Source organism: Paraburkholderia sp. RL18-101-BIB-B (assembly GCF_046026985.1).
Lineage (GTDB): Bacteria > Pseudomonadota > Gammaproteobacteria > Burkholderiales > Burkholderiaceae > Paraburkholderia.
In genome coordinates this window covers 66,442-81,498 of the sequence record NZ_JARESV010000017.1, presented here as the reverse complement: position 1 = coordinate 81,498, position 15,057 = coordinate 66,442, and the positions used below count along the sequence as shown (strand labels likewise).

The 15,057-nt window shown below is 63.6% G+C and carries 18 protein-coding genes; all 18 read left to right on the top strand.

Features of this window, described 5'->3' with window-relative positions; translation table 11 throughout:
- Nucleotides 1–18: 18 nt before the first annotated feature.
- The 18 genes from P0D73_RS23645 to hisF all read left to right on the top strand — a co-directional run bounded on the left by P0D73_RS23645 (nucleotide 19) and on the right by hisF (nucleotide 15,057).
- A complete protein-coding gene (locus tag P0D73_RS23645) occupies nucleotides 19–840 on the top strand; it encodes an ABC transporter ATP-binding protein (RefSeq protein WP_408286936.1) in 822 nt (273 codons plus the stop codon).
- On the top strand, nucleotides 837–1,604 hold the full coding sequence (mlaE, locus tag P0D73_RS23640; protein WP_132376738.1) for a lipid asymmetry maintenance ABC transporter permease subunit MlaE: 768 nt from the start codon (nucleotides 837–839) through the stop codon (nucleotides 1,602–1,604). The genes P0D73_RS23645 and mlaE overlap by 4 nt, the downstream gene beginning before the upstream one ends.
- A gap of 91 nt (nucleotides 1,605–1,695) precedes the next feature.
- Nucleotides 1,696–2,250, top strand: a complete 555-nt coding sequence (gene mlaD, locus P0D73_RS23635) for an outer membrane lipid asymmetry maintenance protein MlaD (RefSeq protein WP_408286937.1) — start codon at nucleotides 1,696–1,698, stop codon at nucleotides 2,248–2,250.
- Nucleotides 2,251–2,261: 11 nt separating this feature from the next.
- The gene (locus P0D73_RS23630; protein WP_132376740.1) at nucleotides 2,262–3,269 is read left to right on the top strand and encodes an MlaA family lipoprotein; all 1,008 of its coding nucleotides are present in this window, start codon (nucleotides 2,262–2,264) and stop codon (nucleotides 3,267–3,269) included.
- A 114-nt stretch (nucleotides 3,270–3,383) separates the two neighbouring features.
- A complete protein-coding gene (locus tag P0D73_RS23625; protein ID WP_408179068.1) occupies nucleotides 3,384–4,016 on the top strand; it encodes an MlaC/ttg2D family ABC transporter substrate-binding protein in 633 nt (210 codons plus the stop codon).
- Complete coding sequence (locus P0D73_RS23620) at nucleotides 4,013–4,306, top strand: STAS domain-containing protein (protein WP_408179069.1); 294 nt, start codon at nucleotides 4,013–4,015, stop codon at nucleotides 4,304–4,306. The genes P0D73_RS23625 and P0D73_RS23620 overlap by 4 nt, the downstream gene beginning before the upstream one ends.
- Nucleotides 4,307–4,476: 170 nt before the next feature.
- Entirely contained in the window at nucleotides 4,477–5,409 is a 933-nt protein-coding gene (locus P0D73_RS23615; protein WP_132376743.1) for an ABC transporter ATP-binding protein, read from the top strand.
- Complete coding sequence (locus tag P0D73_RS23610) at nucleotides 5,406–6,161, top strand: ABC transporter permease (protein WP_132376744.1); 756 nt, start codon at nucleotides 5,406–5,408, stop codon at nucleotides 6,159–6,161. Before P0D73_RS23615 ends, P0D73_RS23610 begins: the two co-directional genes overlap by 4 nt.
- Nucleotides 6,162–6,176: 15 nt before the next feature.
- Nucleotides 6,177–6,416: a BolA family protein gene (locus P0D73_RS23605; RefSeq protein WP_006052280.1), complete on the top strand. Its 240-nt coding sequence runs from the start codon at nucleotides 6,177–6,179 to the stop codon at nucleotides 6,414–6,416.
- Nucleotides 6,417–6,527: 111 nt separating this feature from the next.
- On the top strand, nucleotides 6,528–7,790 hold the full coding sequence (murA, locus tag P0D73_RS23600) for a UDP-N-acetylglucosamine 1-carboxyvinyltransferase (RefSeq protein WP_408179071.1): 1,263 nt from the start codon (nucleotides 6,528–6,530) through the stop codon (nucleotides 7,788–7,790).
- On the top strand, nucleotides 7,787–8,485 hold the full coding sequence (gene hisG, locus P0D73_RS23595; protein ID WP_408286939.1) for an ATP phosphoribosyltransferase: 699 nt from the start codon (nucleotides 7,787–7,789) through the stop codon (nucleotides 8,483–8,485). The genes murA and hisG overlap by 4 nt, the downstream gene beginning before the upstream one ends.
- 53 nt (nucleotides 8,486–8,538) lie before the next feature.
- Nucleotides 8,539–9,861 carry a histidinol dehydrogenase gene (gene hisD, locus P0D73_RS23590; RefSeq protein WP_408286941.1) on the top strand — a complete coding sequence of 441 codons (1,323 nt, stop codon included), beginning with the start codon at nucleotides 8,539–8,541 and terminating at the stop codon, nucleotides 9,859–9,861.
- 180 nt (nucleotides 9,862–10,041) lie between these two features.
- Nucleotides 10,042–11,112, top strand: a complete 1,071-nt coding sequence (hisC, locus tag P0D73_RS23585; protein ID WP_408432999.1) for a histidinol-phosphate transaminase — start codon at nucleotides 10,042–10,044, stop codon at nucleotides 11,110–11,112.
- A 115-nt stretch (nucleotides 11,113–11,227) separates the two neighbouring features.
- Nucleotides 11,228–11,815 carry an imidazoleglycerol-phosphate dehydratase HisB gene (hisB, locus tag P0D73_RS23580; protein ID WP_064267519.1) on the top strand — a complete coding sequence of 196 codons (588 nt, stop codon included), beginning with the start codon at nucleotides 11,228–11,230 and terminating at the stop codon, nucleotides 11,813–11,815.
- A 90-nt stretch (nucleotides 11,816–11,905) separates the two neighbouring features.
- Nucleotides 11,906–12,526, top strand: coding sequence for a MarC family protein (locus P0D73_RS23575; protein ID WP_132376748.1), 621 nt, complete (start codon nucleotides 11,906–11,908; stop codon nucleotides 12,524–12,526).
- Nucleotides 12,523–13,164: an imidazole glycerol phosphate synthase subunit HisH gene (gene hisH, locus P0D73_RS23570; protein WP_408235018.1), complete on the top strand. Its 642-nt coding sequence runs from the start codon at nucleotides 12,523–12,525 to the stop codon at nucleotides 13,162–13,164. Before P0D73_RS23575 ends, hisH begins: the two co-directional genes overlap by 4 nt.
- A 214-nt stretch (nucleotides 13,165–13,378) precedes the next feature.
- Nucleotides 13,379–14,131: a 1-(5-phosphoribosyl)-5-[(5-phosphoribosylamino)methylideneamino]imidazole-4-carboxamide isomerase gene (gene hisA, locus P0D73_RS23565; RefSeq protein ID WP_042329166.1), complete on the top strand. Its 753-nt coding sequence runs from the start codon at nucleotides 13,379–13,381 to the stop codon at nucleotides 14,129–14,131.
- Between the two features lie 152 nt (nucleotides 14,132–14,283).
- Complete coding sequence (gene hisF / locus P0D73_RS23560) at nucleotides 14,284–15,057, top strand: imidazole glycerol phosphate synthase subunit HisF (protein ID WP_013589770.1); 774 nt, start codon at nucleotides 14,284–14,286, stop codon at nucleotides 15,055–15,057.

Sequence of the window (15,057 nt, the reverse complement as noted above, 5' to 3'; positions counted from 1 at the left end):
AAAAGGACTGTCCGTTTCGTGTCTTCCTCTCCCGAGACCTTACTCGAGCTGCGCGACGTCGACTTCGGTTATGGCGACCGGCTCGTCCTGTCGAACCTGAATCTGCGCTTCAAGCGCGGCCAGGTAGTCGCGGTCATGGGCGGGTCGGGCTGCGGCAAGACCACGGTGCTGCGCCTGATCGGCGGCCTGGTGCGCGCGCAGCGCGGCCAGATCCTGTTCCAGGGCCAGGACGTCGGCCGGCAAACGCGCGACGGCCTGTACGCGATGCGCCGCAAGATGGGCATGCTGTTCCAGTTTGGCGCTCTGTTCACCGACATGTCCGTGTTCGAAAACGTCGCCTTCGCGCTGCGTGAGCACACCGACCTCCCCGAAGAACTGATCCGCGACCTCGTGCTGATGAAGCTCAACGCGGTCGGTCTGCGGGGCGCGCGCGACCTGGCGCCGTCGGAGATTTCGGGCGGCATGGCGCGGCGTGTCGCGCTGGCCCGCGCCATCGCGCTCGATCCCGAACTGATGATGTACGACGAGCCGTTCGCCGGCCTCGATCCGATCTCACTCGGCATCACCGCGAACCTGATTCGCGCGCTCAATCAGGCGCTCGGCGCCACCTCGATTCTCGTCACGCACGACGTGCCGGAATCGTTCGCGATCGCCGATTACGTCTACTTCCTCGCCAACGGCGGGGTTCACGCCGAAGGCACGCCCGCCGAACTGCGCGCGTCGACCGATGCCACCGTGCGTCAGTTCATCGACGGCGCGCCGGACGGCCCCTTCAAATTTCACTATCCCAGCAAGACGCCGCTCGCGGCGGACTTCGGCATCGGCGGAGGTCAGTCATGATCAGTGCGATCGGCCGCTCGGTGATCGACGGGCTGGGCACGGCCGGCTACGCCACGCGGTTTTTCTTCCGGCTGCTGCTCGAATTTTTCCCGTTGTTGCGCCGTCCGCGTCTTGTCACGAAGCAGATCCACTTCGTAGGTAACTATTCGCTGGTGATCATTGCCGTGTCGGGCCTGTTCGTCGGCTTCGTGCTCGGCCTGCAGGGCTATTACACGCTGAACCGGTACGGCTCCGAGCAGGCGCTCGGCCTGCTGGTCGCGCTGTCGCTCGTGCGCGAACTCGGTCCGGTGGTCACGGCGCTGCTGTTCGCCGGGCGCGCCGGGACGTCGCTCACCGCCGAGATCGGCTTGATGAAGGCCGGCGAGCAACTGACCGCGATGGAAATGATGGCGGTCGACCCGGTCAAGGTCGTGGTCGCGCCGCGCCTGTGGGCGGGCATTATTTCGATGCCGATCCTCGCCGCGATCTTCAGCGCGGTCGGCGTGTTCGGTGGTTATGTGGTGGGCGTGCTGCTGATCGGCGTCGATGCCGGCGCGTTCTGGTCGCAGATGCAAGGCGGCGTCGATGTCTGGCGCGATGTCGGCGCCGGGGTCGTCAAGAGCGTGGTGTTCGGGCTCGCGGTGACGTTCGTTGCGCTGTTTCAAGGCTATGAAGCCAAGCCGACGCCGGAAGGCGTGTCGCGCGCCACGACCAAGACGGTCGTGTACGCGTCGCTTGCGGTGCTCGGCCTCGATTTTCTGCTGACCGCACTGATGTTCAGCTAAGACTGCGCTGCGCGTTTTCCGCCGGCGACGCGTCACTGGGCGCGCGCGGCGGGGAGTATCGGCGGCGTGGCGGATTCACTTTGGGATGACGATGAAAAAGACTGCTGCTCTCGACTTCTGGGTCGGCCTGTTCGTGGTGCTGGGTTTCGTGGCGTTGCTGTTTCTCGCGCTGAAGGCCGGCAACATGAGCTCGTTGTCGTTCCAGGCAACGTATCCGGTCAAGCTCAAGTTCGACAATATCGGCGGATTGAAGGCGCGCGCGCCCGTGAAAAGCGCCGGCGTGACGGTTGGCCGCGTCGATTCGATCGGCTTCGACAGCAACGCGTACCAGGCCGTCGTCACGATCGACCTCGACAAGCAGTACCAGTTTCCGAAAGACACCTCGGCGAAGATCCTGACCTCGGGTCTGCTCGGCGAGCAATACATCGGGCTCGAACCCGGCGGCGACACCGAAATGCTCAAGGCGGGCGACACCATCTCCATGACGCAGTCGGCGATCGTGCTGGAAAACCTCATCGGCCAATTTCTGTACAGCAAGGCCGCGGATTCGGGCGCGTCCAAACCTGGCGCGGCGACGGGCACGCCCGCGCCTGCGGTGGCGCCGGCGGCGCCGAGCTTGCCCGCCTCCGGCGCGGCCGCTCAATAAGGAGAACAAGAATGCAGACCACACGCATCAGCGGCGCGCGCGCCTTCCAGGCCGGTAAGCTGGCGGTAGCCGCAGCGCTGCTCGCCGGCTGTTCGACGGTGCAGACGCCGACCAAGGGCGACCCGCTCGAAGGCTTGAACCGCACCATCTTCACGGTCAACGACAAGCTCGATCAGTACGCGCTCAAGCCGGTCGCGAAGGGCTACGTGTTCATCACGCCGCAGCCGGTGCGCGACAGCGTGACGAACTTCTTCTCGAACATCGGCGACGTCTACATTGCGGCAAACAACCTGCTGCAGTTGAAGATCACCGACGGTGTCGAAGACATCATGCGGATCGTGATCAACACCGTGTTCGGCGTGGGCGGCCTGTTCGACGTGGCGACGCTCGCCAAGCTGCCCAAGCACGACAACGACCTCGGCCTCACGCTGGGCCACTACGGCGTGCCGGCGGGCCCGTATCTCGTGCTGCCGCTGTTCGGGCCGAGCACCGTGCGCGACGCGGTCGGCTCGATCGGCAACTACTATGTGAATCCGCTCAGCTACATTCATCCGGATGGTCTGAGCTGGGCGCTCTACGGCTTGAACATCGTCAACACGCGCGCGAATCTGTTGAACGCGAGCGATGTGCTGGAAGGCGCCGCGCTCGACAAATATTCGTTCGTGCGTAACGCGTATTTGCAACGCCGTCAGTATCTGCTGTCGGATGGCAAGCAGTCGGCGGCGCTGCCCAACTACGGCGACGAAGCGCCGCTGCCGAAGTACGACGACGTCGACAGCGGCGCGGCGGCTGGTGCGGCGGGCACGCAGGGTGCTGCTGCCGCGAAGGCGGCTTCGGGTGCGACCGCGGCAACGCCGCCGCAAGCGGCATCGGCCACCGCTGCCGCGCCAGAGGCCGCTTCGGGTAGCTCGGAATCACCGCCGCTGGACCTGAACGGCGGCCCTGAGACGACGCAGATCCCGGCCGGTCAACTGGTCCCGCCCACGCGTTTCAACTTTCCGTCATTCAAATTGCGTTGATCGTGCGCCCGTAACAGATCGATACGACTCTCGCAGTTTGCGCATGGATTGCTGCTGAACTCGCGTGCTAATGTCGGTTCAAACGGTTGCACTATTTTTAAGGCAAGGCTCCAAATGAAAAAATTCTTCCTGATTCCGCTGTTCGCCGCGCTGTTCTCGTTTGCTAGTGCCGGTGCATCGGCACAAACGGTCGACACCAATTCGCCCGACGGCATGGTCAAGACGGTCACCCAGCAGGTGATCGACGCAATTCGTGCAGACAAGTCGATCCAGCAAGGCGATATCTCGCACATCACCAGGCTGGTCAACGAAAAGATCCTGCCTTACACGGATTTCCGCCGCACCACACAACTGGCGATGGGCCGCAACTGGCGCACCGCTACGCCGGAGCAGCAAAACGCGGTGGTCGAGCAGTTCAAGATGCTGCTGATCCGTACGTACTCGGGCGCATTGGCTCAGGTGCGCGATCAGGAGATCCAGTACAAGCCGTTCCGCATGAACCCGGACGACACCGACACGGTGGTGCGCTCGGTTGTGATGAACAACGGCTCGCCGATCGAACTCGACTACCGTCTGTACAAGACGCCGCAAGGCTGGCGTGTGTATGACATCAACGTGCTCGGCGCATGGCTGATCCAGGCGTACCAGCAGCAGTTCAACGAGCAGATCCAGCAGAAGGGCGTGGACGGACTGATCCAGTTCCTCACGCAGCGCAACCAGCAACTCGCCGCGGGCAAGCAGTCGTGAGCGAAGTGCTGAGCCCCGTCGTCAGCCGCTTCGAGAGCGGCGCGACGCTGACCCACGCGAGCGCGAATGCCGCGCTCGCGGCGGGTTTGCAACGTATCGCGGCGGGCGCGACGGGCGTGGACTGCGCACCGCTTGCGCAGTTCGATTCGTCCGCGCTGGCCGTCCTCCTCGCGTGGCAGCGTGCCGCCCAGGCACGCGGTGCCGCGTTCGAGATCGTCAATCTGCCGGCTGGTCTCGCCAGTCTCGCGCAAGCCTACGGCGTCGATACCCTCATCGCCTCGCGACATTGACGCTCTAACGCGTCACATCCAAACACCTCCTGCTGAGATAGGGCTACAGATTTTTGCCCTATAATCAAACGTTTTTTGGGGCACATAACCGGCCCCAATTCCGTTCCTTCCAGCATTTGTGCGCCCTCCCAGGGCTCCTTTAGGCGCCGCGACGCACGCGGCCCACAGTCATGTCAGCCATAGAAATTCGTAACGTCAAGAAGCGCTACAAGGATTTGCAGGCGCTCAAGGGCGTCAGCCTCACAGTTGAAGAAGGCGAGTTCTTCGGACTGCTCGGTCCGAACGGCGCGGGCAAGACGACGCTCATCAGCATCCTCGCCGGGCTCGCGCGCGCCGACGAAGGCAGCATTGCCGTGCGCGGCCACGACGTCGTCAGCGATTTTCGCGACGCACGCCGCGCGCTCGGCGTGGTGCCGCAAGAACTGGTGTTCGATCCGTTCTTCACGGTCCGCGAAACCTTGCGCATCCAGTCCGGCTACTACGGGCTGCGCAACAACGACGCGTGGATCGACGAGATCATGGCCAATCTCGACCTCACCGACAAAGCCGATGCCAACATGCGCGCGCTGTCGGGCGGCATGAAGCGCCGCGTGCTGGTCGCGCAGGCGCTGGTGCATCGGCCGCCCGTGATCGTGCTCGACGAGCCGACCGCGGGCGTCGACGTCGAATTGCGGCAAACGCTGTGGAAATTCATTTCGCGTCTGAACCGCGAAGGCCACACCATCGTGCTGACCACGCATTACCTGGAAGAAGCCGAATCGCTGTGCGACCGCATCGCGATGCTGCGGCGCGGCGAAGTCGTCGCGCTCGAGCGCACCAGCGCGCTGTTGCAACGCTTCGCCGGCATGCAGCTGTTCCTGCGTTTCTCGCAAGGCGTCTTGCCGGTCGATCTGCGTCCGCTCGAAGTGGAAAGCGGCACGGGCAACGGCAATGGCCGTCAGCATCTGCTGCGTCTGGCGAGCTACGACGACGTCGAAACAATTCTCGCGCAGTGCCGCGCAGCGGGCTGCATATTCGAAGAAATCGAGGTTCGCAAAGCCGACCTCGAAGATGTGTTCGTTCAGGTGATGAACGGTCCGGAAGTGATCGAGGGGCTTGCATGAGCGGTTTCCGTACGCTGTTTTACAAAGAGCTCCTGCGTTTCTGGAAGGTGGCGTTCCAGACCGTGCTGGCGCCGGTCATCACCGCGCTCCTGTATCTGACGATTTTCGGCCACGCGTTGCGCGGTCATGTGCAGGTCTATCCGGGCGTCGAATACACGAGTTTCCTGATTCCGGGTCTCGTGATGATGAGCGTGTTGCAAAATGCATTTGCAAACAGTTCGTCCTCGCTGATCCAGTCGAAGATCACCGGCAACCTGGTGTTCGTGTTGCTGCCGCCGCTGTCGCACTACGAGATGTTCGGCGCCTATGTGCTCGCGGCCGTGGCGCGCGGGCTGGCGGTCGGCTTCGGCGTATTCATCGTGACGATCTGGTTCGTGCCGGTCAGTTTCAGCGCGCCGCTCTACATCATTCTCTTCGCGATTTTCGGCGCGGCGATTCTCGGCACGCTCGGTTTGATCGCAGGTATCTGGGCCGACAAATTCGATCAGCTTGCCGCGTTTCAAAATTTTCTGATCATGCCGCTCACGTTCCTCTCGGGCGTGTTCTACTCCACTCACACGCTGCCACCGGTGTGGCGCGAAGTGTCGCGGCTGAATCCCTTTTTCTACATGATCGACGGCTTTCGCTACGGTTTCTTCGGGATGTCGGATATCAATCCGCTCGCGAGCCTCGCGATCGTTGCCGGTTTCTTTGTGGTGCTGGCCGTGGTGGCGATGCGCATGCTCGCTTCCGGCTACAAACTGCGCCACTGATCAGGAGCTTCTCTCATGTTGCCGACTCCCGAACAGGTCAAGCAATACATCGCGGCTGGGCTCGCCTGCCAGCATCTCGAAGTCGAAGGCGACGGCCAGCATTTCTTTGCGACCATCGTTTCGCCGAGCTTCGAAGGCAAGCGTCTGATCCAGCGACATCAACTCGTGTATGCGGCGCTCGGCGACCGCATGCGCGAAGAAATCCACGCGCTCAGCATGAAGACGCTGACGCCCGCCGAATGGCAGAACGCGTAATCTGGAAATTTAGTGCGAATTACTCAAGAAGGGCGTGACGCCGGTAGCGGCGCGCCGAACACAGTCAAAGCAGCCCCGGCCGAAGTCCGGGTCAATCAGGAACTGACAGGCATGGATAAACTCGTCATTGAAGGTGGCTACCCGCTGTCGGGTGAAGTCGTCGTCTCGGGTGCGAAGAATGCGGCATTGCCGATTCTGTGCGCGAGTCTGCTCAGCGCGGAGCCGGTGCATCTGGAAAACGTGCCCGACTTGCAAGACGTGCGCACGATGCTCAAGCTGCTCGGCCAGATGGGCGTGCAGATCGAAAGCGGCGACGGGCGTGTGTCGCTGAACGCGTCGAAGGTCGATAACCTCGTCGCGCCGTACGAAATGGTGAAGACCATGCGCGCGTCGATCCTCGTGCTCGGCCCGCTGGTCGCGCGCTTTGGTCACGCGCGTGTTTCGCTGCCTGGCGGCTGCGCGATCGGCGCGCGTCCGGTGGATCAGCACATCAAAGGCCTGCAGGCCATGGGCGCCGAGATCACGATCGAGCACGGCTTCATCGAAGCGCGCGCGAAGCGTCTGAAGGGGGCGCGCATCGTCACCGACATGATCACCGTGACCGGTACCGAAAACCTGCTGATGGCCGCCGTGCTGGCCGAAGGCGAAACCGTCATCGAGAACGCGGCGCGTGAGCCGGAAGTCGGCGATCTCGCGCATCTGCTGGTCGAGATGGGCGCGAAGATCGAAGGCATCGGCACGGACCGTCTCGTGATCCAGGGCGTCGACAAGCTGCATGGCGCGAAGCACACGGTGATTCCGGACCGGATCGAAGCCGGCACGTTCCTGTGCGCGGTGGCGGCAGCCGGTGGCGATGTCACGTTGCGCAAAGTGCGTCCGCTGATTCTCGAAGCGGTCACCGAAAAGCTGCGCGAAGCCGGCGTCACGATCGAAGAGGGCGACGACTGGATGCGCGTGCGCATGGACAAGCGTCCGAGCGCGGTCACGTTCCGCACCTCCGAATACCCGGCGTTCCCGACCGACATGCAGGCGCAGTTCATGGCGCTGAACACGATCGCGACGGGCACCTCGCAGGTCGTCGAAACGATCTTCGAAAACCGCTTCATGCACGTGCAGGAACTGAACCGTCTCGGCGCCAACATCACGATCGATGGCAACACCGCGCTCGTGACCGGTGTCGACCAGCTGTCCGGCGCGAAGGTGATGGCGACCGATCTGCGCGCGTCCGCGAGTCTCGTGATCGCCGCCTTGCGCGCCGACGGTGAAACGCTGATCGACCGGATCTATCACCTCGACCGCGGTTACGACCGGATGGAAACCAAACTCACCGCCATCGGCGCGAAGGTGCGCCGGGTCTCGGGGAGCCAGGCATGAGCGCCATGGCGCAAACTTCGTCGTCGCCGGCGGTGAGCGCACCGCTCACGCTGGCGTTGTCGAAAGGGCGTATCTTCGAGGAGACCTTGCCGCTGCTCGCCGCAGCCGGCATCGAGGTGGCCGAAGACCCGGAAACCTCGCGCAAGCTGATCCTGCCAACCACGGACGCGAACCTGCGCGTGATCATCGTGCGCGCCACCGACGTGCCGACCTATGTCGAATACGGCGCGGCCGACTTCGGCGTGGCGGGCAAGGACGTGCTGCTCGAACACGGCGGCAGCGGCCTGTATCAGCCGGTCGACCTGGATATTGCGCGTTGCCGCATGTCGGTCGCGGTCGCCGCCGGTTTCGATTATGCGAATGCGGTGCGCCAGGGCGCCCGTTTGCGGGTGGCGACCAAGTACGTTGAAACCGCCCGTGAGCATTTCGCCGCCAAGGGCGTGCACGTCGATCTGATCAAGCTGTATGGTTCGATGGAACTGGCACCGCTGGTCGGTCTCGCCGATGCGATCGTCGACCTGGTGAGCTCGGGCAATACCTTGCGCGCCAACAATCTGGTCGAGGTGGAGGAGATCATGCAGATTTCGTCGCGCCTCGTTGTGAATCAGGCGGCGCTGAAGCTCAAGCGCGCCGCGTTGCGGCCGATTCTCGACGCGTTCGAACGCGCGTCGAAAACCGGCGCCGCGACGGCCTGATCGTGTCAGTGTGACCACGTTCTAAAGCGCGCCTTACCGAAACGGATACCCGTATGTCTATCAAGATTCGCAAACTCGATTCCACCGCTCCCGACTTCCAGAAGTCGCTGCACGCGGTGCTCGCGTTCGAGGCGAGCGAAGACGAAGCAATCGAGCGCTCGGTCGCGCAGATTCTGAACGACGTGAAGGCGCGCGGCGACGCTGCGGTGCTCGAGTACACGAAGCGCTTCGACCGTGTCGAGGCGAAGAGCGTCGACGCGCTCGAACTGCCGATGTCGGAACTGGAAGCGGCGCTCGAAAGCCTCGAGCCGAAGCGCCGTGCGGCGCTCGAAGCGGCGGCGGCGCGGGTGCGTGGTTACCACGAGAAGCAGAAGATCGAATGCGGCAGCCATAGCTGGCAGTACACGGAAGCCGACGGCACCGTGCTCGGCCAGAAGGTCACGCCGCTGGATCGCGCGGGTATCTACGTGCCGGGCGGCAAGGCGGCGTATCCGTCGTCGGTCCTGATGAACGCGATTCCGGCGCGGGTGGCCGGCGTGCGTGAAATCGTCATGGTCGTGCCGACGCCGGACGGTGTGAAGAATCCGCTGGTGCTCGCGGCCGCGCTGCTGGGCGGCGTGGATCGCGTGTTCACGATCGGCGGCGCGCAGGCGGTCGGCGCGCTGGCCTACGGCACGGCAACCATTCCCGCGGTCGACAAGATCTGCGGTCCCGGCAACGCGTACGTCGCATCGGCCAAACGCCGGGTGTTCGGCACGGTCGGTATCGACATGATCGCCGGGCCGTCGGAAATCCTCGTGTTGTGCGACGGCACCACGGACCCGCGCTGGGTCGCGATGGACCTGTTCTCGCAAGCCGAGCACGACGAGCTCGCGCAGTCCATTCTGCTGTGCCCTGACGACGCGTTCATCGGCCGCGTGAAAGACGCGATCGACGAACTGCTGCCCACCATGCCGCGCCGCGACGTGATCCGCGCGTCGCTGGAAGGCCGCGGCGCGCTGGTCAAGGTGCGCGATATGGAGCAAGCCTGCGCGATCGCCAACGACATCGCCCCGGAACACCTCGAAATCTCCGCGCTGGAGCCGCATCAGTGGGGCCAGCTGATCCGCCATGCCGGCGCGATCTTCCTCGGCCGCTACACCAGTGAAAGCCTCGGCGACTACTGCGCGGGGCCGAATCACGTTTTGCCTACGTCTCGTACCGCACGGTTCTCGTCTCCTTTGGGCGTCTATGATTTCTTTAAGCGTTCAAGCGTGATCGAGGTCAGCGCGGAAGGCGCGCAGACGCTCGGCGAGATCGCAGCCGAGCTCGCTTACGGCGAAGGCCTGCAGGCGCATGCCCGCAGCGCCGAATACCGGATGCGGCAAACCGGCTAAGCGCGGTTGATCCGACGCTGAAACCGCGGGCAATGCGGGCATCGAGCCGGTGCCCGCGAACGTCGGCGACGGATTGCGCGCGGTTCTCCGTTTAATAAAGACAACACAGACCAACCTGGGGCGGCCCGCATGCCGCCGACGCCGGGCCGGCGTTCCCCCCGCGGCCCGCTCACCTGACCTATGACGACACCTCAAGACATCATCCGCCGCGACGTGCTCGCGATGACGGGCTATCCAGTCCCCGACGCCACGGGCTACATCAAGCTCGACGCGATGGAAAATCCGTTCACGCTGCCGCCGGTGCTGGCCGCGCATCTGGGCGAGCACCTGGCCGGCATCGCGCTGAATCGCTATCCGGCGCCGCGTCCGGATGCGTTGATCGAGAAGATCAAGCGTGTGATGGGCGTGCCGGCCGGCTGCGACGTGCTGCTCGGCAACGGCTCGGATGAAATCATCAGCATGGTGTCGGTCGCGTGCGCGCAGCCGGGCGCCAAGGTGCTCGCGCCGGTGCCGGGCTTCGTGATGTATCAGATGTCGGCGAAGCTCGCGAATCTCGAGTTCATCGGCGTGCCGCTGCAAGCGGACTTCACGCTCGACACCGAAGCGATGCTGGCCGCCATCGCCGAGCACCAGCCGGCGATCATCTATCTTGCCTACCCGAACAACCCGACCGGCACGTTGTACGACGACGCCGACATGGAACGCATCATCGCTGCGGCAACCAAGAGCCTCGTGGTGATCGACGAGGCTTACCAGCCGTTCGCGCAGAAAAGCTGGTTGCCGCGCGCCGACGCGTTCGACAACGTCGTCGTGATGCGGACGGTGTCCAAGCTCGGCCTCGCCGGGATCCGTCTCGGCTACCTGGTCGGCAAACCGGGCTGGCTGACCGAATTCGACAAAGTGCGGCCGCCGTACAACACCAACGTGCTCACGCAAGCCGCCGCCGATTTCTTGCTCGACCACGTCGACGTGCTCGACTCGCAAGCCGCGCAATTGCGCGACGAACGTACGAAACTGGCGCACGCGGTGTCCCAATTACCGGGCGCCGAAGTGTTCCCGAGCGCCGGTAATTTCCTGCTGGTGCGCGTGCCCGACGCGTCGGTGCTGTTCGAAACGCTACTGACGGCGCGGGTTCTGATCAAAAACGTGAGTAAAATGCATGCATTGCTGGCCAATTGCGTGCGTTTGACCGTCGGTTCGCCGGAAGAAAACGCCCAATTGATCGCTGCACTGAAACTCGTGCTGAACTGAACGGCGTGCAGAACGGGCGCGCAAGCGTTTTCCCATATTGCGGAAAAGCGCGCGTGGCCCGCCGTTTTCCCATCCCACCTACCTATCGCTTTCTAGCTAGATTCGAGGAATTACCATGCGCCTTGCGGAAGTCGTTCGCAACACCAGCGAAACGCAGATCCGTGTGAAGATCAATCTGGACGGCACCGGTCAGCAAAAGCTGGCCACCGGTGTGCCGTTTCTGGACCACATGCTCGACCAGATCGCGCGGCATGGATTGTTCGACCTCGAAATCGAAGCGCATGGCGACCTGCATATCGACGACCATCACACGGTCGAAGACACCGGTATCACGCTCGGCCAGGCCGTCGCGAAAGCGATCGGCGACCGCAAGGGCATCCGCCGCTACGGTCATTCCTACGTGCCGCTCGACGAAGCGCTGTCGCGCGTCGTGATCGATTTTTCCGGCCGTCCGGGCCTCGAATTCCATGTGCCGTTCACGCGCGCGCGCATCGGCACGTTCGACGTCGATCTGTCCATCGAATTTTTCCGCGGCTTCGTGAATCACGCCGGTGTCACGTTGCATATCGACAACCTGCGTGGCCTGAACGCCCACCATCAGATGGAAACGGTGTTCAAGGCGTTCGGGCGTGCGTTGCGCATGGCCACCGAACTGGACGAACGCGCGGCGGGGCAGATTCCGTCGACCAAGGGCAGCCTTTAAGCGCTCACTAGCCGGCTCGTTGGCCGGCTCATTGGCCAACTCACTTACCAGGACCGGGACCAGCGCCGATGCGCTCGCGCCCGGTGTGCGATGGACATTCTGAAGTCGTTTATTTCGCTGCTGGCACTGATCAACCCGGTCGGCGCGATCCCGTTCTTCATGAGCCTGACGGCGAATCAGAGCGATGCCGAGCGGCGTAGAACCATTCGCATTGCAGCGATTTCGGTGTTCTGCGTGATCACGATCACCACGCTGCTCGGGCAGCAGATCATCAGCTTCTTCGGTATTTCGGTCGGCTCGCTCGAAGTGGGCGGCGGGATCATCATGCTGCTGATGGCGATCAACATGCTGAACGCGCAGATCGGCAACAGCCGTTCGACGCCGGAAGAGCGCCATGAAGCCGAGCAGAAAGACAACATCGCGGTCGTGCCGCTGGCGATTCCGCTGTTGACCGGTCCGGGCGCGATCAGCACCACGATCATCTACGCGGCCGGTTCGGCGCACTGGTACGACCGGATCAGCCTCGTCGCGATCGGCGCGGTGCTGGCGGCGATCTGCTTTTTTTCGCTGCGGCTCGCCGAACCGATTGCCCGCTGGGTGGGTCGCACGGGTATCAACATCGGCACGCGGCTCATGGGTTTGATGTTATCGGCGCTGGCGGTGGAATTCATCGTCGATGGATTGAAGGCATTGTTGCCTAACTTGAAATGAAAACTTCGATAGCGATTGTGGATTACGGAATGGGCAACCTGCGTTCGGTCGCCCAGGCACTGCGCAAAGCCGCGCCGGAAGCGGACGTGGCGATCGTCGACCAGCCTGAAGCGATTCGCGCGGCCGACCGTGTCGTGCTGCCCGGCCAGGGCGCGATGCCCGACTGCATGCGCAGCCTGGCCGAATCCGGCCTGCAGGAAGCGGTGATTGAAGCGTCGCGCAGCAAGCCGCTGATGGGCGTATGCGTCGGCGAGCAGATGCTGTTCGACTGGAGCGCGGAGGGCGGTACGCCCGGCTTGGGCCTCTTGCCCGGCAAAGTGCTGCGCTTCGACCTGGAAGGCCAGGTGCAGGACGACGGCTCCCGCTTCAAAGTCCCGCAAATGGGCTGGAACCGCGTGCGCCAGGCGCAGCCGCACCCACTGTGGGACGGCGTCGCGGACAACGCCTTCTTCTACTTCGTGCACAGTTATTACGTGGTGCCGGACAACGCCGCCCATACCTCGGGCGAAACGGTGTACGGTGTGCCCTTTACCTCGGCGGTGGCGCGGGATAACATCTTCGCGACCCAATTCCACCCGGAAAAGAGCGCCGAAGCGGGGCTGCGCGTGTATCGCAACTTCGTGCACTGGAATCCGTGAGCGCCTTTCTTCATCCTGTTGCCGTGCACCGTTTCGCCACAAGCGGAGCGTGCGCTGCGGGCCGCAATCGCAGCGTCACGATTTCGCTCCCCCACGACGCCGCGCAAGGGCGTCGAAAGAGTTGTACTAAACTAGCGAAACGGCGTCCCGGCGGGCTGGACCATCAGCCGCCTCCGCCGACCTTCAACCCCTTCCCAGACAACACCCGATTGCTATGCTGCTGATTCCCGCCATCGACCTGAAAGACGGTCAGTGTGTACGCCTCAAACAGGGCGATATGGACCAGGCGACGATATTTTCCGAGGAACCGGCGGCGATGGCCCGACATTGGGTCGATCGCGGTGCCCGGCGTCTGCACCTCGTCGACCTGAATGGCGCGTTCGCCGGCAAGCCGAAGAATGAAGACGCGATTCGCGCGATCATCGAGGAAGTGGGCGGCGAGATTCCCGTGCAACTGGGCGGCGGCATCCGCGACCTGAACACGATCGAGCGCTATCTGGACGACGGTTTGTCGTACGTGATCATCGGCACGGCGGCGGTGAAGAACCCCGGCTTCCTGCAGGATGCCTGCACGGCGTTCGGCGGCCATATCATCGTCGGGCTGGATGCGAAAGACGGCAAGGTCGCGACCGACGGCTGGAGCAAGCTGACCGGCCACGAAGTGGCCGATCTGGCGCGCAAGTTCGAGGACTACGGCTGCGAGTCGATCATCTACACCGATATCGGCCGTGACGGCATGCTTCAGGGCATCAACATCGAAGCGACGGTGCGCCTTGCGCGCGCGGTGAAGATTCCCGTGATCGCGAGCGGTGGCTTGTCCAACCTCGCCGACATCGAATCGCTGTGCGAAGTCGAAGACGAAGGCATCGAAGGCGTGATCTGCGGCCGGGCGATTTACTCGGGCGATCTCGACTTCGCGGCGGCGCAAACCCTCGCGGACCGGCTGCGCGAATCGGACGACGCTTAAGGGTCGTTCAAGCGGCGTCGCGTTTGGCTCATCATTCGCGCAGAGGCGCCTCAGGGCGCCCGGCGCGCGCGGCTCGCCGCGCCGGCACTGTGCCGTTCGTCTGAATTCAAAGCGAGCGGCCTCATCAGCGGTATTGGCAGAATTGCAAGATCATGGCTCTAGCTAAACGCATCATCCCCTGTCTCGACGTCACGGCTGGCCGCGTGGTCAAGGGCGTCAACTTCGTCGAACTACGCGATGCGGGCGACCCGGTCGAAATCGCCCGCCGTTACGACGATCAGGGCGCCGACGAACTCACCTTCCTCGATATCACCGCGACCTCGGATCAGCGCGATCTGATCCTGCCGATCATCGAAGCGGTCGCCTCGCAAGTGTTCATCCCGCTGACGGTTGGCGGCGGCGTGCGCGCTGTCGAAGACGTGCGGCGCCTGCTGAACGCGGGCGCGGACAAGATCAGCATGAACTCGTCGGCGGTGGCGAATCCGCAGCTCGTGAAAGACGCGACGGACAAATACGGCTCGCAATGCATCGTGGTCGCGATCGACGCGAAACGCGTCTCCGCGGACGGCGAGCCGCCGCGCTGGGAAGTCTTCACGCACGGCGGACGCAAGGCCACTGGCCTCGAAGCCGTCGAATGGGCGCGCAAGATGGCCGAACTCGGCGCCGGCGAAATCCTGCTCACCAGCATGGACCGCGACGGGACAAAGAGCGGTTTCGACCTTGCACTCACGCGCGCGGTGTCCGACGCGGTGCCGATTCCGGTGATCGCTTCGGGCGGCGTGGGCAATCTGCAGCATCTGGCCGACGGCATCAAGAGCGGCCACGCCGACGCAGTACTCGCCGCGAGCATCTTCCACTACGGCGAACACACCGTGGGCGAGGCCAAGCGCTTCATGGCCGATCAGGGCATTTCGGTGAGGTTGTGA

What these genes read in the sequence shown, in the direction of transcription:
- murA (WP_408179071.1), top strand. Translation starts at nt 6,528, where the DNA reads ATGGATAAACTCGTCATTGAAGGTGGCTACCCGCTGTCGGGTGAAGTC.
- P0D73_RS23625 (WP_408179068.1), top strand. Translation starts at nt 3,384, where the DNA reads ATGAAAAAATTCTTCCTGATTCCGCTGTTCGCCGCGCTGTTCTCGTTT.
- mlaD (WP_408286937.1), top strand. Translation starts at nt 1,696, where the DNA reads ATGAAAAAGACTGCTGCTCTCGACTTCTGGGTCGGCCTGTTCGTGGTG.
- hisA (WP_042329166.1), top strand. Translation starts at nt 13,379, where the DNA reads ATGCTGCTGATTCCCGCCATCGACCTGAAAGACGGTCAGTGTGTACGC.
- hisH (WP_408235018.1), top strand. Translation starts at nt 12,523, where the DNA reads ATGAAAACTTCGATAGCGATTGTGGATTACGGAATGGGCAACCTGCGT.
- hisB (WP_064267519.1), top strand. Translation starts at nt 11,228, where the DNA reads ATGCGCCTTGCGGAAGTCGTTCGCAACACCAGCGAAACGCAGATCCGT.
- P0D73_RS23630 (WP_132376740.1), top strand. Translation starts at nt 2,262, where the DNA reads ATGCAGACCACACGCATCAGCGGCGCGCGCGCCTTCCAGGCCGGTAAG.
- P0D73_RS23605 (WP_006052280.1), top strand. Translation starts at nt 6,177, where the DNA reads ATGTTGCCGACTCCCGAACAGGTCAAGCAATACATCGCGGCTGGGCTC.
- P0D73_RS23610 (WP_132376744.1), top strand. Translation starts at nt 5,406, where the DNA reads ATGAGCGGTTTCCGTACGCTGTTTTACAAAGAGCTCCTGCGTTTCTGG.
- P0D73_RS23575 (WP_132376748.1), top strand. Translation starts at nt 11,906, where the DNA reads ATGGACATTCTGAAGTCGTTTATTTCGCTGCTGGCACTGATCAACCCG.
- hisG (WP_408286939.1), top strand. Translation starts at nt 7,787, where the DNA reads ATGAGCGCCATGGCGCAAACTTCGTCGTCGCCGGCGGTGAGCGCACCG.
- hisC (WP_408432999.1), top strand. Translation starts at nt 10,042, where the DNA reads ATGACGACACCTCAAGACATCATCCGCCGCGACGTGCTCGCGATGACG.
- hisF (WP_013589770.1), top strand. Translation starts at nt 14,284, where the DNA reads ATGGCTCTAGCTAAACGCATCATCCCCTGTCTCGACGTCACGGCTGGC.
- P0D73_RS23615 (WP_132376743.1), top strand. Translation starts at nt 4,477, where the DNA reads ATGTCAGCCATAGAAATTCGTAACGTCAAGAAGCGCTACAAGGATTTG.
- mlaE (WP_132376738.1), top strand. Translation starts at nt 837, where the DNA reads ATGATCAGTGCGATCGGCCGCTCGGTGATCGACGGGCTGGGCACGGCC.
- hisD (WP_408286941.1), top strand. Translation starts at nt 8,539, where the DNA reads ATGTCTATCAAGATTCGCAAACTCGATTCCACCGCTCCCGACTTCCAG.